The following is a 20,612-nucleotide window of genomic DNA, read 5'->3' on the forward strand; positions in this document are numbered from 1 at the left end:
ACCAGCGGGCCCGCCTCGCCGCCGCCGCCGAACGCGCCCGCGTCGCCCGGGAGATGCACGACATCCTCGGCCACACCCTCGCCGTGATCGTCGGCCTCGCGGGCGGCGCCGCCGGGCTCACCGAGACGAAACCGAAGCGGGGCGCGGAGACCCTGCGCATCATCGCCGACAGCGGCCGGGGCGCCCTGGCCGAACTGCGCCGCCTGCTGGCCGTCATCGGCGAGGAACGCGACACCGAGGACGGCAGCCCGCTCGCCCCCCAGCCGGGCCTCGTCGACCTCGCCCCCCTCCTCGAACGCGTCCGCGGCGCCGGCCCCACCGTCACCCTGCACACCCGGGGCGCCCTCACCGGTCTCGCCCCCGGCCTCCAACTGGCCGTCTACCGCGTGATTCAGGAGTCCCTGACGAACACCCTCAAGCACGCGGCGCCCGACACGACGGTCCACGTCACCCTCACGACGGACGACACGTCCGTACACGCCACGGTCGAGGACGCCGGCCCTGCCCGCACCCCGCACTCCCCCGCCCCGCAGGGCGAGGGCCGCGGCCTGGTGGGCATGCGCGAACGGGCGGCACTGTACGGAGGAAGCGTCACCGCGGGCCCGAACTCCCAAGGCGGCTGGACGGTGGACGCCCACTTCCGGACCACCACCACACCGCCCCCGCCACACACCGCACCCACGGAGAAGCGTCCCGCATGACGACTGTCCTCATCGTCGACGACCAGGCCCTGCAACGCCTCGGCTTCAGCATGCTCCTGGAACAGCACCCCGACCTGACCGTGGTCGGCGAGGCCACCCACGGCGCCGAAGCGGTCCGCCTGACCGCCGAACTGCGCCCCGACGTCGTCCTGATGGACGTCCGCATGCCGGGCATGGACGGCATCGAGGCCACCCGCCGCATCGTGGAGTCGGGTGGCCGCTCACGAGTCCTGGTCCTGACCACCTTCGACCTGGACGAATACGCGTACGCGGCCCTGCGCGCCGGAGCCAGCGGCTTCCTCCTCAAGGACGCCCTCCCCGACGAACTCACAGCAGGCATCCGGGCAGTGGCCTCCGGCGACGCGGTCATCGCCCCCGGCCTGACCCGCAAACTGATCGACGCCTTCTCCGCCCACCTCCCCGGCACCACCCCCGCCCAGGACCGTCAACTCACCGCCCTCACAACGCGCGAACGCGAGGTGCTGACGGCCATCGCCACGGGCTGGTCCAACGCCGAGATCGCCACCCGCTTCTCCCTGGCCGAATCCACGGTCAAATCCCACGTCAGCCACATCCTCGCGAAGATCGGGGCCCGGGACCGGGTTCAAGCGGTGATCTTCGCCTACGACATGGGGTTGGTACGGCCGGCCTGAGCAGACCGCCCCGGCCGGTCAGGGACGCGGCAGGCGGGGGTGTTCCGGGTGGCGCAGCTGCTGGAAGGCCCGGTCGTGGTAGACGAGCGGTTCGCCGCGGCCGGGGAGGACGTGGCGTACGGCGCCCACCAGGATGATGTGGTCGCCCGCGGGGTGGCGGGCGTACACGTCACAGTCCAGGACCGCGAGCGCGCCCTCGACGGCCGGGAGGAGGCGGGGGGTGGTCACGGTGTCCTCGGCACGGAACTTGTCCGCGCCGGTGGTGGCGAAACGGGTGGCGAGGGCCCGCTGCTCCTGGCCCAGCAGACTGACCGCGAAACCCCGGCAGTCCATGAAGGCCTCGTAGGAACTGGAGGTCTCGGCGAGACAGACCAGGACCAGTGCCGGATCCATGGAGACGGAGCAGAACGAGGTGGCGGTGAATCCGTACGGACGGCCGTCGGCGTCCTCGGTGGTGACGACGACGACTCCGCCGGCGAGCTGGGCCATGGCGGCCCGGAACCCCTCACGGACCTGAGGGGGCTCGACGTCGGCGACGGCCCGCCGGTCGGTGCGGTTCACGGCAGAACCACCACCTGGGAGGCGAAGTTGAGGCCGGCTCCGAAGCCGACGAGGAGCGCGGTGTCCCCGGTGGACGCCTCCTGGGAGGCGAGCAGCGCCTCCAGGGCGAGGGGTATGGACGCCGCCGACGTGTTCCCGGAGCGCACCACGTCGCGGGAGACGGCGGTGGCGTCGGTGAGTCCGAGCCGCTCGGTCATCAGCTCGATCATGCGGAGATTGGCCTGGTGGGGAACGAAGGCGCCGAGTTCGGCCGGCGTCAGCCCGGCCTCGCGGACCGTCCGGGCCAGGGCGGGGGCCACCTCGTCCATGGCCCAGCGGAAGACCCGGCGGCCGTCCATGCGCATCCATGGCCGTTCGGGGGCGGGCCCGCCGGCCGTGGCCCAGGGGGCGGTCATCCTCAGCGCCTCACTGTGGGCGCCGTAGGCGCGCCGGACGACCGGGCCGATCCCCGGCGTGTCGGAGTCGCCGACGACGACCGCGCCCGCGCCGTCCGCGAAGAGGAAGGAGATGGTGCGGTCGGTGGGTTCGACGATGTCCGTCATGCGTTCGGCGCCGACGACCAGCACCCGGCGGGCGCTGCCCGCGCGGACCGCGTCGGAGGCCATGGCCAGCGCATGGCAGAAGCCGGCGCAGGCGGCGGACAGATCGACGCCCGCGGCGGCGCCCGCGCCCAGCTCGTGTGCCACGCGCACGGCGAGCGGAGGGGTCTGCACCAGGTTGGACATGCTGGCCACCAGCACGAGATCGACTTCGGCGGGCGTGGTTCCGGCCTGTGCCAGGGCCTTCTCCGCGGCCGTGGCGGCCATCATCAGCAGGGTCTCGTCGTGGTCCGCGAAACGGCGTTCGACGATGCCGCTGCGGGTCTCGATCCACTCCTCGGTGGAATCGATGAGCCGGCAGATCTCGGCGTTGCCGACCACCCGGCGCGGCCGGTAGCCGCCGATCCCGAGAAGCGCGCTGTGGCGGGTCCCGGCTGTCAGGACGGTCCGTGTCATCGCCCTCTCCTCCGTATCGGCTGCGGCATCCGTGAACGGATACGTTCTTCGCGCCCAGCGTCGACGGGGACGGTGGAGAAGCCCTTGAGCTCAGCTCAGGGCGCGGGCGGCGGCGGTGGGCCGCGGCGGGCGGACGACTTCCGCGCAACTGCCCGTGCGGTGGCCTCTTTTCACCACGACCCACCCATTTGGAACTCAGGAGGAATATCCGCCATTCGCAAGAGAGTTCACACTACGATGACGGTGGCCGGATGGCTGATGACCAGATGATCGATTCGCTTTCCGGACCGCGCGGACAGGTGTAGAGCGTCTGGAATCGATGGTGTTGACACTCGTTCGACTTCGGGGGGATCGCGTGCACGCCGAACAGGACACTCTTGCCTTCGCGCCGTATGCCGGACCGCAGAGCGGCATCGCGCTTGAAGAAAGCGATTGCCGCCCTTTACCACCACATCGAGCCGCTGACGAGTGAGTGAAAGCTGAACAATAAACTAGGGGGAACAGCTCGTGATACGGCTGATCATCGCCGAGGATGTACCCATGCTCCGCGGGGCACTGGTGGCGTTGATGGAACTGGAACAGGACCTCAGCGTCGTGGCGGAGGTGGGCAATGGCAACGACATTCTTCCCACCGCGCTGGAACACCGGCCCGACATCGCCGTGATCGATATCGATCTGCCCGGCACCGACGGGCTCACGGCCGCCGCGAAGCTCCGTTCCTGTCTCCCCTCCTGCCGGGTCCTCATCATCACGAGCCTCGGCAATCCGGCGGCGCTCCGCCGTGCGCTCGCCGCCCAGGTGGACGGCTACGTGCTCAAGGACGCACTGCCGAGCGAACTGGCCCAGGCGATACGCAAGGTGGCGGCGGGTCAGCGGGTCATCGATCCGCAACTCGCCCTGATGGCCTGGGACGGCCCGGCGCAGCAGCTGACCCCACGCGAGGTGGATGTACTGCGCCTGGCCGCCGCGGGCGAGGATGTGCGCGTCATCGCGAAGGAACTGCACCTGAGCATCGGTACGGTGCGCAACTACCTCACGACGATCGTCCACAAGCTCGGTGCCCGTAATCGCGTCGACGCGGTCCGGATCGCCAGGGACAACGGTGTCATCTGACCACTCCGCATGTCACCGGATGTCAGTGTGCATGGTGATGCGTGGGCTGTCGCCCGGGACGGGGTGGAGGCACGGCGGCCCGGGCCGGCAGCACGGCGCGCAGATGGAACCAGCCCCACTCGGTGGTGACGTTCAACTCGCCGCCGACGGTACCCAGCCGGTCGGCGAGATTGCCGAGGCCGCCGCCGCGGCGGCCGGCCTCGGTGCGTGACACCCCGTCCTCGACGCCGTCGTTGGAGATCGCCAGCCACCGCTGCCCGTCGGCCTCGCCGAACTCGATGCGGCAGTGCCTCGCCGCGCTGTGCCGCAGCAGGTTGGTGACGGCCTCCCGCAGCACTATGGCCAGGACCGAGCCGGTTCCCGGGTCGAGGTCACCGGGCTCGCCCTCGATCGTGGTCTCCACGTCCGCGGCGTCCAGCACTCCGGACACCGAGCGCAGCTCCGCCGTGACGGACAGGTTCCGGCAGCCGCGGGCGACGGCCCGGACGTCGGCCAGCGCCTGCCGTGCGATGTTCAGCGTCTCGACCAGTTCCTTCCGGGCGCGGTCGTCGTCGACTCCCACCTTCCGCAGCGTCAGTTCACTTTTCAGCGTGATGGCGGAGAGGCTGTAGCCGAGCAGGTCGTGCAGGTCGCGGGCAACGCGGAGGCGCTCCCCGGAGACGGCGGCCAGGGCCGTCCGGTGACGCAGCCTGTACTGCTCGACGACGATGTCGCTCAGCCGGGTCAGCCCGTAGACCATCAGCCCGATGACCACGGTGGCGAGCGTCAGATAGACCGACGGGGCGAGGGCGAACGAGGCGAGGGCGAGTCCGCACACGGCGGCGGCGTTGAGGACGAAGAGGACCCAGGCCAGCACCGACCCCCGGAGCACGACCAGCACGGCCCCCGAGAGGAATCCGCCGAAGCCGCCCCACAGCACGCCGAACATGGGAAACGGCGCATAGGCCAGTGCGGCCTGCGGGACGAGCGTCCAGGGGCCGATCCTGGCCCTGAGATGAACGGCATAGGGATTGCAGTGAAAGAGCTGCAACCCGAAGAATGCGATCAGTATCAGCACGGCGCCCACGAGGCTCATGGATTCGTGGTGCCACTTCAGCAGATTCAGTATCGCCATCAGCGCGTAGCCCAACTGGACCGCGCAGGTGATGAACAGGGCCAGCCGCAGCCCGGTCGCACCTAACTCCACTCCGATTCCCGATTCACGGCCGTCGGAGTCGTAGTCGTAGTGCCGGTCGTAGTGGTGGTCGTAGTCGTGGATCCGATTCTCTGCGTAGACCACGTAGCTTTCCCCCTGCGCATACATGGACCGACCCCCGCAGTCGTTCACGAGGGCGTGCGAACAACCGTCACATCACGGAGTGGCCGGCCCGCCCTTCGGCGGGCCGTTCCCGCGAGAGGCACGCCACGGCGCGCGCCTGCGGACGTCGAATCAGTCTGCGGTGGCAGCGACTGCCTGTCGCTCCTGCGCGCCCATGAGCTCCCGCTCGTACACACGCAGGGTGTCGATGAACGTCTGCCGTTCGGCCGGGCTCAGCGGTTCGAGTGCGACCCGCCAGGCGTTCACGCCGTTCTCCAGCCAGCTGCGCACCGCTTCCCGGTACGGCTCGGCGATGCTGACGATCTTGCGGCGCCGGTCGGCCTCGTCCTCCTTGCGGTCCACCACGCCGTACCGGTTCAGCTCCCCGACGAGCAGGCTGACGGTGGCCGGGACCAACTCCAGCCGGGTGGCCAGCTCGCTGACGGCGAGCGGCCCGTCGAAGAACAGATAGGCCAGCAGGGACAGGTGGCGCGGAGCGAGGTTGTACTCCTCCAACTGCTGAGGCACCGGCGTGCGTTTGGTACGTGCGACGACGCGCGGCATGAGGAGCAGAAGCGTCCGGACCCCGTTGTCGACGCTCAGCCCTGCCCCCTGCCGACCATCGCTTGACATGACGCAGCCCCCGCAATAGCTTTGCTTTGAAAGCAAAACAGATTTGTCTTGCTTCCCTTACTGCTCCCGAGCCTACCGGAAGGGCCGTCCCATGACGGTGGAAGAACAAGCTGATACGGCGCCCCCGGCGCAGTACAGCCCGAAGCGCTGGGCGACGCTGGCCGTCACCCTGTTCGCGGTGTTCATGGACATGGTGGACAACACCGTCCTCAACGTGGCCCTGCCCGCCGTCCAGCAGGACCTGGACGCCTCCTCCGCCCAGCTGGAATGGTCGGTGGCGGGATACACGCTGGCCTTCGCCGCCGCCATGATCACCGGTGCCCGTCTCGGCGACCAGCTCGGGCGCCGGCGGATCTACCTCATCGGCCTCGGCGCCTTCGTCGTCACCTCGGCGCTGGCGGGCGCGGCGGTCAACCCGGAGATGCTCATCGCCTCCCGCATCCTCCAGGGCGGCGCCGCCGCGCTGATGGTGCCCCAGGTCCTGGCGATGCTCCAGGTGGACTTCCCGAAGTCCGAGCGCCCGAAGGCGATGTCCATGTACGGCATGTCGCTGGCCGTGGGCGGCATCGGCGGCCCGCTGCTGGGCGGCGTCCTGCTGGAGGCCGACCTCTTCGGCCTGGGCTGGCGGCCGGTCTTCTACGTCAACGTTCCCGTCGGACTGGCCGCGCTGGTCGCCGCCGCCATCCTCACCCGTGAGTCGCGCGTGGAGACCCGGGAGAGCTTCGACATCCGCGGCACCCTGATCGCGACCGTCGGCCTGATCAGCCTGCTCTTCCCGCTCGTACAGGGCCGCGAACTGGACTGGCCCTGGTGGACCTTCGCCCTGATGATCGCCTGCCCGGTGATCCTCTGGCTGTTCGTCCGCTACGAGCACCGGGTGATCGCCCGTGGCGAGTCACCGATCATCGATCCGGCCCTGCTGCACCACCGCAGCTCGCTCGGCGGCCTGCTCGTCGCCATCCTGTTCTTCTGCGGGATGGCCTACCAACTGGTCCTCACGGTCCACCTCCAGACGGGCGAGGGGTACTCCCCCATCCGCACCGCGGTCGCACTGGTCACGTTCACCGTGGGTGTGGGCATCGGCTCGGCCGTGGCCCCTCAGCTGATGCCGCTCGGCCGCCGGGTGGTGCTCCTGGGCTGCGCGGTCATGGCCGTGGGCATGGGGGTCATCACCTGGACCGTCGACCACTGGTCCGGCTCGCTGGAGTGGTGGCACCTGGCACCCGGCATGATCGTCTCGGGTATCGGCCTCGCCATGGTCGCCGGGACGCTGCTCACCATCGTGCTGGCCCAGATGCCCAAGTCCGCCTCGGGCGCCGCGTCCTCGCTGATCAACACGGCCATCCAGATCGGCGTGGCCACCGGCGTGGCGATCGTGGGCACCGTCTACTTCACGCTGCTGGAGGACCGGCACACGCCCACCGACTCGGCGGTTGTCGGCCTGCTGACCGTCGTCGGCCTCTACACCCTGGCCGGACTGCTCGCCCTCGTACTGCCGCCGGGCCGGGTCGACGTGAGCGATGTCGACTCCGACGCGGACACCGATGCCGATTCCGACCACCACCACGCGACGACCGCCGTCGGCACAGCCCTGCCCCCGGAGGCCGGGGCGAAGGCGCGCGTCGCCCCCTGAGAGGGCCCCCCGCCCTCGTCAGGAGTGCCCCGCCGCGGTCGGTCGCGGCGGGGCACCGGCATGTCCGCCGCCGGACACCACGGATGCCCCGGACGAGGGCAGGGGCCGGGACGAGGGTGGCGGTCCCGGACAAGGACGGGGGCCCGGACGGGGGTGGCGGTCCCGGACGAGTGCGGGGGTCCGGACGCCCCGGGCGCCCTCGACCGATCCTCGATCATCGCGGACCACAGTGTGCGGCACGGGACCTTCAAGACCCTGGGGCCTTCAGAGCCTCCAGGACCTTCAGGAAAGGAACGTGCCCATGCTCTCCATACCTTCGCGGCGCCTCGTCCGGGGCGGCCTCGGGACACTCGTCGGCGTGCTCGTGCTCCCGCTGATCGGCTCGGCGCCCGCCGGGGCACAGCAGGACGCGAGAGGGCCGGCGAAGGCGGTCTCCATGACGGAACTCGACTTCCTGCTCGGCGACTACACCTGCGCGTACACCGACCTCACTCTTGAGGAGCCCACCACGGTCACCCTCAACTGGGACACCAAGAAGACCCTTGAGGGCAAGTTCTACGAGATGCACCTCAAGAGCCCCGCCTTCGAGGGGCGCTGGGTCTTCGGCCTGAACACGGTCGACAACCGGTACACCTCCTTCTACTGGGACACCTGGGGCAACACCGGAACCGCGTCCTCCCCCGGCTGGAAGCGCGGCATGCTGCGTTTCCAGGGCCCGTACATCACGCCCGGCGGGCACGCGGACAGCAAGGACGAGTTCCGGGTGGTCAACAGCGACCGGTTCACCGACGACGCCTTCATCCGGTTCGAGGGTCAGCCGTGGAAACAGATCAGCCATGTGGACTGCCGCCGGTCCTGAACCGCACGCGGCGCCCACGCCGGCCCCGAACCGCACCGAGCGCCGTGGAAAGCCCCGCACCCGACTCACGGGCCGGGGCTTTTACATTCCGGCCAACAGGTCGATAAATGCGCGTTACAAAAGGTTGCCCGGCACATCGACAGTGTGCCAGAATTCACATCACCTGAGCGCAACGCACGACTCGGGATCGCACAATATTGGCTTGTTCTCGCCCCACCTTTTCCTCCCCGTGCCGATCGCCCCTGCCGGGTATGAGGAATTCATAGGCACAGCCATGGCGGATTCACTATGTCGATCCGAAGTCCTCTGCGAGGCTCCCAATTGGAATTTTCCGACAGGGGGCCTGGATATGGAAATCGAAGTTTTAGGACCGCTCGACATCCGTCTGGACGGCACGTCGATCGTGCCGAGCGCGGGCAAGCCTCGGCAGATACTGGCACTCCTCGCCTTGCGAGCCGGACGGATCGTACCCGTACCGGTTCTCATGGAGGAGATCTGGGGTGACCGAATACCCCGGAGCGCACAGACCACCTTGCAGACCTACATCCTTCAACTCCGCCGCAGGATCAGCGCAGCCAGGCCGGACGTCCGGCGACCGACCGCGAAGGACGTACTGTCCACCCGGTTCGGCGGATACCTGTTGTCCGAACCGGTGCTCAGCAGCGATGTCGGAACGTTCCAGCGACTCACGGCGGAGGGGAGCGCCGCACTGGAGAGGGGCGAGGCCGGCCTGGCCGCCGATGTGCTCGGCAGGGCCCTGGGGCTGTGGCACGGCTCGGCGCTCATCGACGTACCGACGGGGCATGTCCTGGACACCGAGATCCTCGGCATCGAGGAGGCCAGGGCGCGGGCGCTCGAACTGCGGATCGAGGCCGATCTGCGACTCGGCAGGCACGCCGAACTCCTCGGCGAGCTGCGGATGCTGGTCGCCCAGCATCCGATGCACGAGAGCTTCCACGCGCAGCTGATGATCGCCCTGTGCCGTTCGGGGCACACCTGGCGGGCCCTCGACGTCTATCAGCAACTGCGCTCGGCGCTCGTCGGGGAACTGGGCGTCGAACCGTCCGACCGGATCCAGCGGCTGCACCAGCAGGTCCTGGGCGGAGGCCTGGACAAACCGCGAAGCACCTATGTGGAGCGCGATCTCGCCCTCGAACTGCGGTAACGCGCGGTCCGAAGCACGGTGTTGAACCCTGCGCGCCGGTGAGAACCGGTCGCAAGCACGACGAGCAGGGGTCGCAAGCACGACGAGCGGGGCCGTCCCGGTTCTGGACGGCCCCGCTCGGTCGTGTCCCGTGATCCGCTCCCCCGGTCAGGGCCGGCGGATCACCTTCGTCCAGTCCGCCCTGATCTCGGAGCCCTGGCCGAAGAGCCGGTTCTCGACCTTGCTCTCGGGGTCGAAGAACTTCTGTGCCACCGGCTCACCGCGCCGCGGATCGAAGTAGAAGCCGTCCTTGTGCTTGAGCCGCACCAGCGCCCCGCCGTCGGCCGCGCCCGGCTTGGCCCCGTCCAGCAGACTGCCCAGCCCCATGCCGCAGGTGATCTGGTCGAGCTCGACCCGCTCCTCCGTGCCGCCGTGGTCGAGCGTCATGTACTTGCGGTCGAAGGCGCGCGTGCCGATCTTGTCGGTCTGGAGCTTCTGCCGGCCGTCCACGAACCAGGTCACGCGCCTGCCGCTCTGGTCCAGCCGGACCTCCAGTTCGTGCATCGCCCCCGGCGCCGTCTTGGCCAGCGGGATCGCGTAGCCGTACGAGGCGTAGTCCTCCGTGTCGCTCGGCAGGCGCTCGTAGATGGCGTAGATGGTGTCGTTCGTGACCGAGAAGTCGGCGATCGCCCGGGACTCGAAGTCGGCGGTGATCAGCGCGATCGAGGCGAGCCGGATGTCGGACGCCGGGTCCTTGACGGTGCTCCCGAACGGGTTCTCGGTGCCGAAGGTCCGGCCCGCCACCTTGTGCACACAGCTGATGGAGCCGGTGTCCGGCACCTCGAAGCCCGGGACGTTCTCGGCGGTGAACCGGTTGGGGAAGGCGATCCACTTGATGTGGTCGTCCGAGTCCGCGCCGCCGTCCGGTCCGGTGCTGCGGGCGTACGCCGGGTCGCCCGTCTTCGGGTTGACGCCGGTGGGCACCACGTTGAGCACGCCGCCCGGCGTGGTGACGACGGCGTCCCCGGTCGGCCACTCCGCATCGCCCTGGAGCAGCCAGTTGCCGTTCTCACCGGTGGTGAAGCCGGAGCCGTACGTGTCCTGGAACAGGACGGTCCCGCCGCCCGACCCCGCCCGCGACGCCGTCGGCGCGGACTGCGCGGTCGCCGGCAGCAGCGCCACCACGGCCGCCGCGGCCACCACGGCGTACGCAACCTTGTGTCTCATCGTTCCCCTTGCCACAACTACCCCCTGTTTCAGCGGTTTCCGGTTCCGCGACCGTGCCGGAAGGCACCGGAGTTTCTCTTGAGGACCGCTGCGGCACGGGCTTCGACAGCTCCTCGACCGGGGCTCCAGCGGGGGCGGGGAGGGTGGCCCGGCGAGTCAGTTCCCGCACCTGAGGAAGGACACCCCGGACATGGAACGACAGCCCGACCAGCTGCTAGAGGTCAGCGACGAGATCGCCACCGCGCTCGCGGAACGGCGTCCGGTGGTGGCGCTGGAGTCCTCGCTCATCACCACCGACCCCTCTTCCGAGACCGCCTCACTGATCGAGAAGGCGGTACGGGGCGCCGGGGCCGTACCCGCCACCATCGGGATCGCCGGCGGGAAACTCGTCGTCGGTCTGACCGACTCCCTCATCGAACGCTTCGCCTCCACCAAGGGCATTCCGAAGATCAGCGCGCGGGACATCGGCGGCGCGCTGGCCGGCGGCGGCCTCGGGGCGACGACGGTGGCCGGCACCATCGTGATCGCCGAGCGGGCCGGCATCCAGGTCTTCACCACGGCGGGCATCGGCGGTGTGCACCGCAGGGGCGAGGACACGCTCGACATCTCCCCCGACCTGCTCCAGTTCCGCAAAACGAAGATGACCGTGGTGTCCGGCGGCGCGAAGAGCATCCTGGACCACCGGCTGACCGCCGAGTACCTGGAGACGGCGGGTGTCCCCGTGTACGGGTACCGCACCGACAAACTCGCGGCCTTCGTGGTGCGCGAAGCCGATGTGCCGGTGACCCGCATGGACGATCTGCACACCGCCGCGCGGGCCGCCGAGGCGCACTGGCAGGTCAACGGACCCGGCACGGTGCTGCTCACCAGTCCCATCGACGAGCAGGACGCGGTGGACGAGGCGATCGTCGAGGCCGCCATCGCCGAGGCCCTCGCCCAGTGCGACCAGGAGGGCATCGTGGGCAACGCGGTCAGCCCGTACCTGATGAAGGCGCTCGCCAGGGCCTCCGGCGGCATGCTGCCCAAGGCCGGGCGCTCCCTGCTGCTCAGCACCGCCCGGGTCGCGGGAGAGTTCTCCGCCGCCCTGAGCGCCGTACAGGCCGAGCGGTGAGCGGCGCCCCCGCCGCGGCGGACCGTGGTGTGATCCTCGACCTCGACGGCACACTCGCGGACACCCCCGCCGCCATCGCCACCATCACCGCCGAGGTCCTGGCGGCGATGGGCACGGCGGTGTCCCGAGGGGCGATCCTCTCCACGGTCGGCCGGCCGCTGCCGGCCTCTCTCGCCGGGCTGCTGGGCGTTCCCGTGGAGGACCCGCGGGTGGCCGAGGCGACCGAGGAGTACGGGCGGCGGTTCGGCGCCCATGTGCGGTCGGCCGGGCCGCGGTTGCTGTATCCCGGGGTCCTCGAAGGGCTCGACCGGCTGTCCGCCGCCGGTTTCCGGCTGGCCATGGCGACCTCGAAGGTCGAGAAGGCCGCGCGCGCCATCGCCGAACTCACCGGTCTGGACACCCGGCTGACGGTCATCGCGGGCGACGACAGCGTGGAGCGCGGCAAGCCGCACCCCGACATGGCCCTGCATGTCGCCAAGGGGCTCGGGCTCGCTCCGGAGCAGTGCGTGGTGATCGGAGACGGGGTGCCCGACGCCGAGATGGGGCGGGCCGCCGGCATGACGGTCATCGGGGTCTCGTACGGCGTGTCCGGCCCCGACGAACTGATGCGGGCGGGAGCGGACACGGTCGTGGACTCCTTCCCCGCGGCGGTCACCGCCGTACTGGACGGACACCTGTGAACGCGCCCCGCACGCCCGGCACTCCGCGCACGGACGCACCGCTGGACACCCCGAACCCCCCGAACACCCCTAGGAAAGGAGCGGTTCCGATGCCGCGCAGAACGTTCGTCTCCCGGCACGGCCTGCTGCTCGCCGCCGCCGCACTGGGCACCGTCATGACGACGCCGGGGACCTCCACCGCCAAACCCGGCAGCCGTGGCTACCGGATGGTCTGGGACGACTTCGCCGAGGGGTTCCGCACCGAGGGCGAGGGCGCCCGGTGGTTCCACGTGGCGGGCGGCCCCTACCGGGCCGACGACGGCATCGTCACCACCCGCCCGGGCGAGCTGTCCGTGCGGGCACGGGGCAGCCACCCCGCGACCGGCGAGCCGGCGTTCACACAGACCATCCCCGCCGAGAACCCGGTCGGCATGCCGGGCTCCGGGGACCACGCCAAGTTCATCGCGTACACCAGTCACACGGCCTCCAGCGGCCACCCGGGTTTCGACGCCCACGAGGGCTACGAGCTCCTCTTCGAGACGCGGCTCTCCGGGCGGACCTACGGCACCGCGGACCACCCCTTCGGGGACGCGGTGCGGGATCCGGAGGACGATTTGCGGCTGGCCTCCGCGATGATGCTGACCACCGACCCGGAGACCTCCGTCTCCTTCGACTTCGTGGTCACCAACAAGCGGATCTACGCCTGGTACGGGCGCCCCACCTTCCTGCGCGGCCAGTTGGGCGACTACGCCTCGTTCGCGCACACCGTGCCGCTGGTCGCGCGGCGGCCCGGCGACAGCCACGACTTCGGCATCGCCTACGACCGCGCCGCCGGGGTGGTGCGCTGGCTCATCGACGGCGAGGAGCACTTCCGGGTGGACCGCATCGGACACCGGCTCGACCGGTCCACCGCGACCCTGGACGAGGGCGGCGAGGAGACGCTGGTCAGGCCGAGGCAGCTCAACGCCGGGCTGGGACTGCTGACCCTGCTGGACGCGTCCTGGCCCACCGACAAGGGCCTCGTACGACTCTCCGCGCGCAAGCACACCACGTACTACCGGCCCTCGGTCGGTGCCCCGCAGGAGCAGACCTTCGCCGACGAGGACAGCACCGACGCCGGGCGGCTCTTCGGGCAGGGCGCGGCCGTGCGGCTCGGCTCCTACCGCGTGACCAGCAGGCGCTCGCGGTGACGCCGGAGGAGGTCGTCGGAGTGTGGCGGCTGGCCTCGTACACGGAGGTGGGCGAGGACGGGGGCACGGTGGCGGGGCCGTTGGGCGAGGCGCCGGCCGGGCTGCTGATCTACACCGCGGACGGGCATGTCGCGGTGAGCATGATGAAGACCGGGGACGCCCCGGCCCTGGAGACCTACATGGGCTACTCGGGGCAGTGGCGGCTGGCCGGGGACCGGATGACACACCGGGTCCAGGTCAGCGCCCACCCGCGGATGGCGGGCACCGAACAGATACGCCGCGTCGCGCTCGACGGCGAGACGCTGTCGCTGCGCGGCACGGCCGTGACACCGGTGGGGGGCCGCGCGCCGGAACGCGTACTCACCTGGCGACGCGCGAAGCCGGACGGCATCGCGGCCGACCGCATCGCGGCCGACGGCACGGCATCCGGCAGCACGGCGTTCGACAGCACGGGATCCGGCGGCACGGCGTTCAACAGCACAGCTTTCGACAGCACGGCGTCCGACGAGACGGCGGAACAGCAGGAGAAGGAGACGCACTGATGCCCAACTACGTGGACGCGCCCGAGGGTTGGTGGCGGGAGTTCATCATGGCCGATCCGCCCAGGACCGCGAAGGCCTCGGTGGTCCGCAAGGACGGCAGTCCCCATGTCGTCCCGGTCGGAGTCATCATGGACGGCGACGACATCATCTACACGTGCCAGAAGGACAGCGTGAAGGGCCGCTCCCTGCAACGGGACGGCAGGATCGCGATGCTGTGGGACGACGAGCGCCCGCCGTTCTCGTTCGTGCTGGTGCGCGGGCGGGCGACGCTCAGCGAGGACATCGACGAACTGCGCGCCTGGACCGCCCGGATCGGCGGCCGGTACCACGGCAAGCGGCGCGAGGAGGAGTTCTCCGAGCGGTTCACCATCCCCAACGGCGTCGTGGTCCGGGTGAAGGTGGAGCAGATCGTCGCCAAGGTGAATCTGTCGGAGACCGTGAACGTGAAGGACTCGTAGCCCTACCGGGGCCTCTCCCGGGGCCTTTACGGTGACACAACAGTGCGGCGGAGCGGGCCGGTTGGCCGCTCCGCCGCACTGTTCGTTGAGGCACCGTACTTCCGGTGGAGCGCTCAGGCGGCCCCGTACCGGTCGTCGGCCGGGACCCGTCGCGCGGTCGTCCGCAGGTCGTCGACCTGCTGCCAGCGGTCGCCGTAGATGGCGTCCCGCATGGCCGGGAAGCGCAGGAAGTCGTGCGGGAAGCCGGGCTCCACGCGGCTGACCCGTTCCAGGCCCGCCAGCCAGTCGTCCTGCAGCACGGCTTCGACGGCCCCCAGGTTGTCGGCGAGCTGCTCGGGCTTGGTGGCGCCGAGGATCGGCACGACGTTTGCGGGCCGGGACAGCAGCCAGGCCAGCGCCACCTGGGCGGGGCTGACTCCGGCGGCCTCGGCGACCCGCACGGTCTCCTCCACGACGTCGTCGCCGGGGCCGGTGCCGCCCTGCCCCCAGGCCACGTGGTCCAGCCGCCCCTCCTCGGACCGCAGGTACTTGCCGGTGAGCCGCCCGTCGGCCAGCGGGCCCCAGGCGAACACCGGAAGGTCGAAGGCGTGGGCCATCGGCAGGAGTTCACGCTCGACGGTGCGCTCCAGCAGGTTGTACCTGATCTGCAGTCCCGCGAAGGGCGACCAGTCGCGCAGTTCGGCCAGGGTGTTGGCCTGGGCCACCTCCCACGCGGGCCAGTCGGACACACCGACGTAGAGGACCTTGCCCGCGCGCACCTGGTCGTCCAGCGCCCGCATCACCTCGGGCACCGGGGTGAGGGTGTCGCGGGCGTGCACCCACAGCATGTCCACGTGGTCCGTGCCGAGCCGGCGCAGGCTCGCCTCCAGGGAACGCACCAGGTTCTTGCGGTGGTTGCCCGCGGAGTTCAGGTCACCCGGCCGCCTCTGCATCGTGTACTTGGTGCTGAGGACGAACTCGTCGCGGCGTCCGGCGAGCAGCTTGCCGAGCGTCGTCTCCGCCGATCCGTCGCCGTACTCGTCGGCGGTGTCGATGAAGTTGCCGCCGGCCTCGGCGTACTGGTCGAAGATCCGCGCGCGCGTCGCCTCGGGGAGCTTCCAGTCGTCGCCGAAGGTCATGGTGCCCAGTGCCAGCCGGGATATCCGTACCCCGGTCCTGCCGAGAAGCGTGTAGCGCACGGCTCAGTCCTTCCGGCTCAGTATGACCAGGGGGATCTTCCGCTCGGTCTGGGCCTGGTAGGCGGCGAAGGCCTGCACCTCGGCGGCGGCCTCGGCGAAGAGGCGGTCGCGCTCCTCGCTCCCGGCCGGCACCTCGGTCGCGACGGCCGAGTAGGTCTCCTCGCCGGTCTCGACGGTCACCCGGGGATTGACCCTGATGTTGTGGAACCAGGCGGGGTGGGTGTCCGCGCCGCCGTTGCTGCCGAAGATCAGCAGGCTGCCGTCGGACTGGGCGAAGAAGAGGGTGGGCACCGTGCGTACCACGCCGGACTTCGCCCCCTTGGTGGTGAGCAGGATGAGCGAACCGCCCTCGAAGGGACCGCCGACCTTGCCGCCGTTCTGCCGGAACTCCTGCATGACCGGGAGGTTGTAGCTGCCCGGGTCTCCTTCGGCGGGGGTGGTGGGCGCGGGGTCGAACTGGTCAGCAGCCACGGGGACTTCCTCTCGGCGAGACAAACGGAGATTTCTCCATATCCATACGCGCGCCGAGCCTAAGCGGAGAGACTTCCGTATCGCAAGCAACGACCTCGTACGCCACTGGAGCAGGGGCGAACTATGCTCACCGCCATGGCCGCAGCCCCCTCCGAACGCGCCGACGCGGTGCGCAACCGACAGAAGATCCTGGCCGCGGCGGCCCGTCTGGTGGCCGCCGGAGCGGCGGAGCGGCTCTCCCTCGACGAGGTCGCCCGGGTGGCGGACGTGGGCGTGGGCACGGTCTACCGCCGCTTCGGCGACCGCGCCGGACTGGTCTTCGCGCTCCTGGAGGAACAGCATCAGCTGTTCCGGGCCCGGGTGGTGGAGGGCCCACCCCCCTTGGGGCCGCGGGCCGACGCCGGTGACCGGCTGCGCGCCTTCCTGCACGCGCTCGTCGACCTCTCCGTCGGGCAGCGGGAACTGCTGCTGCTCGCCGAGTCCAGTTCGCCGCCCGCGCGTTACCTCAGCGCCTCCTACGACTTTCAGCACGCGCACGCCGGCCGGCTGATCGCCGAGCTGCGCCCGGACGCCGACGCGGCCTTTCTGGCGGACGCGCTGCTGGCCCCCTTCGCGCCCAGCCTGATCGACCACCAGTGCCGGGTCAGGGGCTTCTCACCGGAGCGGATCAAGGCCGGCTTCGACCAGCTCGTGCACGGCACGCTGGAGTCGGCGCGGTGACGGCGGCCCCTGTCGAGCCGACCTCCAGCCGCCTTCCAGCGGAGACCGGGACCGTGGCGGACGACGGGTGCGCGAACGCACGCCGCTGACGGCATGGCCGCCTGGAGCGCGACGTCCATGCCCACGGCTGCTTCCCCGCACGACGCGGTCCATGGGAGGCGCAAGGATGCTGGACACTGAGGAACTGGCCCAACAGGCCGCCGAATCCGCGCGAGGGGCCGAGGAAGCCCGCAAGCTCGACCCCGACGTGGTCAAACTGCTGGTCGAGGCCGGCTTCGCCCGGCACTTCGCACCCCGGGAGTGCGGCGGCGCCGAGGGCACCTTCGCGGAGCTCACCGAGGCGGTGGCGCGGGTCGGCGCCGCCTGCCCCGCCACCGCCTGGTGCGCCTCGCTGGCCGCCAACCTGGGCCGGATGGCGGCGTATCTGCCCGCCGAGGGCTACCGGGAAGTGTGGGCGCAGGGGCCCGACGCGCTCGTCGTCGGCTCCCTCTCCCCCTTCGGGAAGGCCGCCCCCGCGGCCGGCGGCTGGACAGTGTCCGGGCGCTGGCCCTACATCAGCGCCGTGGCGTACGCGGACTGGCTGCTGCTGTGCGCCACGCTGCCCGACGGGGCCGGGCCCCGGGTCTTCGCGGTTCCCCGGGACGAGGTGGAGGTCGTGGAGAGCTGGGAGAGCGTCGGTATGCGGGCCACCGGCAGCCACACCGTGGTCGCCTCCGACGTGTTCGTGCCCGAGCGGCGCGCCTTCGCCCGCGCCGACCTGCTGACGGGCCGCCCCACGGCGTCCACGGCGGCCTGTCACACCGTGCCGCTGGAAGCGGCCAACGGTCTCTCCTTCGCCGGGCCGCTCCTTGGCGCCGCCGAGGGCGCGCTCGCCCAGTGGTCGGCGTACGCGGTGGTCAAGGCGCGCTCCGTACTCCTGCGGCCCCAGGCGCCGGGCCCCAGCCGCGAGGCACTCGCCGGCGTGCTGGCCCACTCGGCCGGGGAGACGGACGCCGCACGGCTGCTGCTCGAACGGTGCGCGCAGGTCGCCGACCTGGGCGCGGAGGTGACACCCGAGCAGACCCGGCGCAATCTGCGCGACACCGCCCTGTCGGTACGGATGCTGGCCTCCGCGGTCAACCGCCTCGCGGCGAACGGCGGCACCACGGGCTACGGCGAGAGCGCCCCGCTGCAGCGCTACTGGCGGGACGTCAACACCTCGGCCACCCACGTGGCCCTCCAGTTCGAATCGGCGGCACTCGCCTACGCCGAGGGCCGGCTGTGGACCACGGAGACCAGCGCCCCGGCAGCGGCGGGGTAGCTGCCAGGCAGCGCGGGCAGAGCCGGCCGACCCCGGGAGACGGGGCCGGCCGGCTCTCGCACGACAGGTCGGGCGGGATGTAGGACGCGCCGGCGCGGCGGTGATGAGCTCCGGCTTCGCCGGGTCACCACCGCCGCGCCGGGCTGTGCTTCGAAGGCGGCCCTCGGACGTGGGAGAGAAGGCGGCTCTCAGGCGTGGGAGAGGGGAAGTACACCGCCGTTGTACTCGACCATCTCGCCGAAGACCGACACGACGTCGAGGGCATGGCCGAGCTCTTCCCCTGCGAGTTCCGAGTAGGCCCGGTGCAGGTTGGCCGCCAACCGCTCGGGATCGCGCAGGTCGCCGTAGGGACCGGGCCCCGTCTCGCGGGCGAGTTGGAGAGGGGTGAGCCCCGCCGCCCTGCCCTTGGCGGCGAGCTCCGTCAGCCAGTGGAAGTACTCCTCGGTCCGGGTCAGCGCCTCGGGGCCGCTGACGGGTCCGTGGCCGCCGACAACGGTCAACGGGTCCAGCTTCCGGAGGAGTTCCAGGGCCGCGAGGGACCCCGCGACGGACCCCATCAGCACGAACGGCGTACAGCCGGGAAGCACGACGTCGCCGGCGAACAGCACGCGCTCCTCGGGCAGCCACACCAGCGTGTCGTTGGTGGTGTGCGCGGGGCCCGGATGGATCAGCTCGATCCGGCGCTCCCCCTGGTGGAGGGTGAGGCCCTGGCGATACGTCAGGTCGGGCAGCATCAACTCGATGCCGCCCCACTCGACGTCGGGCCACAGCGTGGTCAGACCGAGTCCGGCTGCCGCCATCTCCGTACGGGTGCGTTCGTGCGCGACGACGACGGTGCCCGGGCCCGCCAGTACGGCGTTGCCGAAGGTGTGGTCGCCGTGGAAATGGGTGTTGACGATCAGCCTCGGGGACTCGGGCGTGAGCCCGCCGAGGGCGGCCCGCATGGCCCGCGCCCGTTCCTGGGTGGCGGCCGTGTCCACCAGCACGGGTCCGCCGCCCCGCCCCGGTTCCAGCAGGATGCCCGCGTTGCTGACGCACCAGCCGCCGTCGGGCTGGATGTACGCGAACACACCGTCCGCCAGCTCTTCCAGCCTTCCCGGGGTGGCGGCCCGGGCCCCGGTCACAGTGCGCCCAGTCACTCGGCAGCCCCCTGCTCAAGGTGGCTCCGGGCCGTCCGAAGGGTGCCCCGGCTGTTGGCGCCGATGATGTCCCGGGCCCTGAGGAGGGCCTGGGCGATGGTGGTGCCCGGTCCGAAGACGCTCTCCACGGCGGCGGGATCGAGGGCCACCGTGTGCCGGGCGGTGACCAGGGTGCCCTCAGGACCGCTGCTGAAGAGCCACTCTCCGGAGTGCGCCAAGAGTCCGCGCGGCGGGGTGGTCTGCTTGTAGACGATCCGCTCGCCCTCGAAGCACAGCCGCACCGACTGGGTGGTGTGCGTACTGCCGTCGGCGGCGGAGGTCTCCATGTCCATCGTCTGCACCTCGGCGCCCGCGGTGGCGGCCTCCGCCGGGTTGGTCTCCAGGTCGAGCCGGGCCACGTGCGGCAGCCGCTCGGGCCACAGATCGGCGCGGTACAGGAAGTCGTAGACCTCCGCGGCCGGCGCGGCTATGACCTCCTCGTCGCTGAAGCTCAGGATCAACTCGTCCGGCTCCTCGGGGCGTTCCGCCCAGGCCCGGAGCGCCCCGATCTCGACGGTGCTGTTGGAGTCCAGCGCGGCGGCGATGCGGTCGGCCGCGCCCGGCTCGCCGTCGGTGGTCCACCGGTGTCCGAGTTCCAGCCGCCCGGGGCTGCCGGGCGAGGCGTCCTGGAACCGCCAGTGACCCGACATCTCCGTGATCGGCGCGGCCGGGGTCTCCTGGGCGAAGTCGATCCGGTTGCCCGCCGGGTCGAGCACCCGCCGCGAGGTCCAGCTGCGCACCCCGTTGCCGACGACCGCCCAGAGCCGGATGCGCTGGATGCCGCCGGTGCGTTCCAGTTCCTGGGACCAGATGCAGGGCGCGAAGAGCAGCGGCCAGCGGCCGACGTCCTCGATGAGCGCGTAGGCGCGGCGGGCCGACGCGGCCAGCTCGGTCACGTGCTCGGCGCTGCGGGTGGGGCTGTCCGCGGTCCTCTCGTGCGTCTCCGTGTCCACGCGGTGGTTCTCCTCAACCTCAGTGATGTGCGAGAT

General features: G+C 70.9%; 22 protein-coding genes. 13 read left to right on the forward strand and 9 right to left on the reverse strand.

Translation table 11 applies throughout. The features are described 5' to 3' along the window. Together AOK17_RS19060 and AOK17_RS19065 are read left to right on the forward strand one after the other, a co-directional pair. Positions 1-701, forward strand: a 701-nt coding sequence (locus AOK17_RS19060; protein ID WP_245697229.1) for a sensor histidine kinase, incomplete at its 5' end; no start/stop codon positions are given. Continuing rightward, the gene (locus AOK17_RS19065; protein ID WP_055613705.1) at positions 698-1,354 is read left to right on the forward strand and encodes a response regulator; all 657 of its coding nucleotides are present in this window, start codon (positions 698-700) and stop codon (positions 1,352-1,354) included. The genes AOK17_RS19060 and AOK17_RS19065, both read left to right, overlap by 4 nt. Positions 1,355-1,372: 18 nt before the next feature. Here AOK17_RS19065 and AOK17_RS19070 read toward each other — a convergent pair whose 3' ends face one another. Further along, positions 1,373-1,915, reverse strand: coding sequence for a flavin reductase family protein (locus AOK17_RS19070; RefSeq protein ID WP_055613706.1), 543 nt, complete (start codon positions 1,913-1,915; stop codon positions 1,373-1,375). Beyond that, the gene (locus AOK17_RS19075; protein ID WP_055613707.1) at positions 1,912-2,910 is read right to left on the reverse strand and encodes a beta-ketoacyl-ACP synthase 3; all 999 of its coding nucleotides are present in this window, start codon (positions 2,908-2,910) and stop codon (positions 1,912-1,914) included. Before AOK17_RS19075 ends, AOK17_RS19070 begins: the two co-directional genes overlap by 4 nt. A gap of 507 nt (positions 2,911-3,417) precedes the next feature. On the opposite strand from AOK17_RS19075, the gene AOK17_RS19080 reads away from it, so the two are divergent. Then, a complete protein-coding gene (locus AOK17_RS19080) occupies positions 3,418-4,023 on the forward strand; it encodes a response regulator transcription factor (protein WP_055613708.1) in 606 nt (201 codons plus the stop codon). Positions 4,024-4,045: 22 nt separating this feature from the next. Here AOK17_RS19080 and AOK17_RS19085 read toward each other — a convergent pair whose 3' ends face one another. Both AOK17_RS19085 and AOK17_RS19090 read right to left on the reverse strand, forming a co-directional pair. Beyond that, entirely contained in the window at positions 4,046-5,302 is a 1,257-nt protein-coding gene (locus AOK17_RS19085) for a sensor histidine kinase (RefSeq protein WP_055613709.1), read from the reverse strand. A 150-nt stretch (positions 5,303-5,452) separates the two neighbouring features. Continuing rightward, positions 5,453-5,953 carry a MarR family winged helix-turn-helix transcriptional regulator gene (locus AOK17_RS19090; protein WP_055613710.1) on the reverse strand — a complete coding sequence of 167 codons (501 nt, stop codon included), beginning with the start codon at positions 5,951-5,953 and terminating at the stop codon, positions 5,453-5,455. A gap of 91 nt (positions 5,954-6,044) precedes the next feature. On the opposite strand from AOK17_RS19090, the gene AOK17_RS19095 reads away from it, so the two are divergent. From AOK17_RS19095 to AOK17_RS19105, 3 genes are all read left to right on the forward strand, one after another. After that, the gene (locus AOK17_RS19095; protein WP_055613711.1) at positions 6,045-7,586 is read left to right on the forward strand and encodes an MFS transporter; all 1,542 of its coding nucleotides are present in this window, start codon (positions 6,045-6,047) and stop codon (positions 7,584-7,586) included. A gap of 301 nt (positions 7,587-7,887) precedes the next feature. Then, entirely contained in the window at positions 7,888-8,445 is a 558-nt protein-coding gene (locus AOK17_RS19100; protein WP_055613712.1) for a hypothetical protein, read from the forward strand. A gap of 349 nt (positions 8,446-8,794) precedes the next feature. Next, the gene (locus tag AOK17_RS19105; RefSeq protein WP_055613713.1) at positions 8,795-9,610 is read left to right on the forward strand and encodes an AfsR/SARP family transcriptional regulator; all 816 of its coding nucleotides are present in this window, start codon (positions 8,795-8,797) and stop codon (positions 9,608-9,610) included. Positions 9,611-9,757: 147 nt separating this feature from the next. On the opposite strand, the gene AOK17_RS19110 is transcribed toward AOK17_RS19105, so the two are convergent. Next, positions 9,758-10,816, reverse strand: coding sequence for a DUF6081 family protein (locus AOK17_RS19110; RefSeq protein WP_245697231.1), 1,059 nt, complete (start codon positions 10,814-10,816; stop codon positions 9,758-9,760). Between the two features lie 190 nt (positions 10,817-11,006). Here AOK17_RS19110 and AOK17_RS19115 point away from each other — a divergent pair, with 190 nt between their 5' ends. The 5 genes from AOK17_RS19115 (at position 11,007) to AOK17_RS19135 (ending at position 14,776) form a co-directional block, all read left to right on the forward strand. After that, positions 11,007-11,927, forward strand: coding sequence for a pseudouridine-5'-phosphate glycosidase (locus AOK17_RS19115; protein WP_055613715.1), 921 nt, complete (start codon positions 11,007-11,009; stop codon positions 11,925-11,927). Further along, a complete protein-coding gene (locus tag AOK17_RS19120) occupies positions 11,924-12,607 on the forward strand; it encodes an HAD family hydrolase (protein WP_055613716.1) in 684 nt (227 codons plus the stop codon). The genes AOK17_RS19115 and AOK17_RS19120 overlap by 4 nt, the downstream gene beginning before the upstream one ends. 89 nt (positions 12,608-12,696) lie before the next feature. After that, complete coding sequence (locus AOK17_RS19125; protein ID WP_055613717.1) at positions 12,697-13,776, forward strand: DUF6081 family protein; 1,080 nt, start codon at positions 12,697-12,699, stop codon at positions 13,774-13,776. Continuing rightward, positions 13,773-14,318 carry a lipocalin-like domain-containing protein gene (locus AOK17_RS19130; protein WP_079053128.1) on the forward strand — a complete coding sequence of 182 codons (546 nt, stop codon included), beginning with the start codon at positions 13,773-13,775 and terminating at the stop codon, positions 14,316-14,318. Before AOK17_RS19125 ends, AOK17_RS19130 begins: the two co-directional genes overlap by 4 nt. Next, a complete protein-coding gene (locus AOK17_RS19135) occupies positions 14,318-14,776 on the forward strand; it encodes a PPOX class F420-dependent oxidoreductase (RefSeq protein WP_055613718.1) in 459 nt (152 codons plus the stop codon). The genes AOK17_RS19130 and AOK17_RS19135 overlap by 1 nt, the downstream gene beginning before the upstream one ends. A gap of 113 nt (positions 14,777-14,889) precedes the next feature. Here the strand turns inward: AOK17_RS19135 and AOK17_RS19140 are convergent, their stop codons facing one another. Beyond that, a complete protein-coding gene (locus AOK17_RS19140; protein WP_055613719.1) occupies positions 14,890-15,954 on the reverse strand; it encodes an aldo/keto reductase in 1,065 nt (354 codons plus the stop codon). A gap of 3 nt (positions 15,955-15,957) precedes the next feature. Beyond that, the gene (locus tag AOK17_RS19145) at positions 15,958-16,425 is read right to left on the reverse strand and encodes a nitroreductase/quinone reductase family protein (RefSeq protein ID WP_245697234.1); all 468 of its coding nucleotides are present in this window, start codon (positions 16,423-16,425) and stop codon (positions 15,958-15,960) included. 135 nt (positions 16,426-16,560) lie between these two features. Here AOK17_RS19145 and AOK17_RS19150 point away from each other — a divergent pair, with 135 nt between their 5' ends. Continuing rightward, complete coding sequence (locus AOK17_RS19150) at positions 16,561-17,145, forward strand: TetR/AcrR family transcriptional regulator (protein WP_245697235.1); 585 nt, start codon at positions 16,561-16,563, stop codon at positions 17,143-17,145. 166 nt (positions 17,146-17,311) lie between these two features. Next, positions 17,312-18,445, forward strand: coding sequence for an acyl-CoA dehydrogenase family protein (locus tag AOK17_RS19155; protein WP_055613721.1), 1,134 nt, complete (start codon positions 17,312-17,314; stop codon positions 18,443-18,445). Between the two features lie 188 nt (positions 18,446-18,633). On the opposite strand, the gene AOK17_RS19160 is transcribed toward AOK17_RS19155, so the two are convergent. Together AOK17_RS19160 and AOK17_RS19165 are read right to left on the reverse strand one after the other, a co-directional pair. Further along, positions 18,634-19,584 carry an MBL fold metallo-hydrolase gene (locus tag AOK17_RS19160; RefSeq protein WP_245697236.1) on the reverse strand — a complete coding sequence of 317 codons (951 nt, stop codon included), beginning with the start codon at positions 19,582-19,584 and terminating at the stop codon, positions 18,634-18,636. Beyond that, the gene (locus AOK17_RS19165) at positions 19,581-20,576 is read right to left on the reverse strand and encodes an aromatase/cyclase (protein WP_055613723.1); all 996 of its coding nucleotides are present in this window, start codon (positions 20,574-20,576) and stop codon (positions 19,581-19,583) included. Before AOK17_RS19165 ends, AOK17_RS19160 begins: the two co-directional genes overlap by 4 nt. Positions 20,577-20,612: the final 36 nt, after the last annotated feature.

Origin of the sequence: Streptomyces phaeochromogenes (assembly GCF_001418655.1) — a bacterium.
GTDB classification, from domain to species: domain Bacteria; phylum Actinomycetota; class Actinomycetes; order Streptomycetales; family Streptomycetaceae; genus Streptomyces; species Streptomyces phaeochromogenes.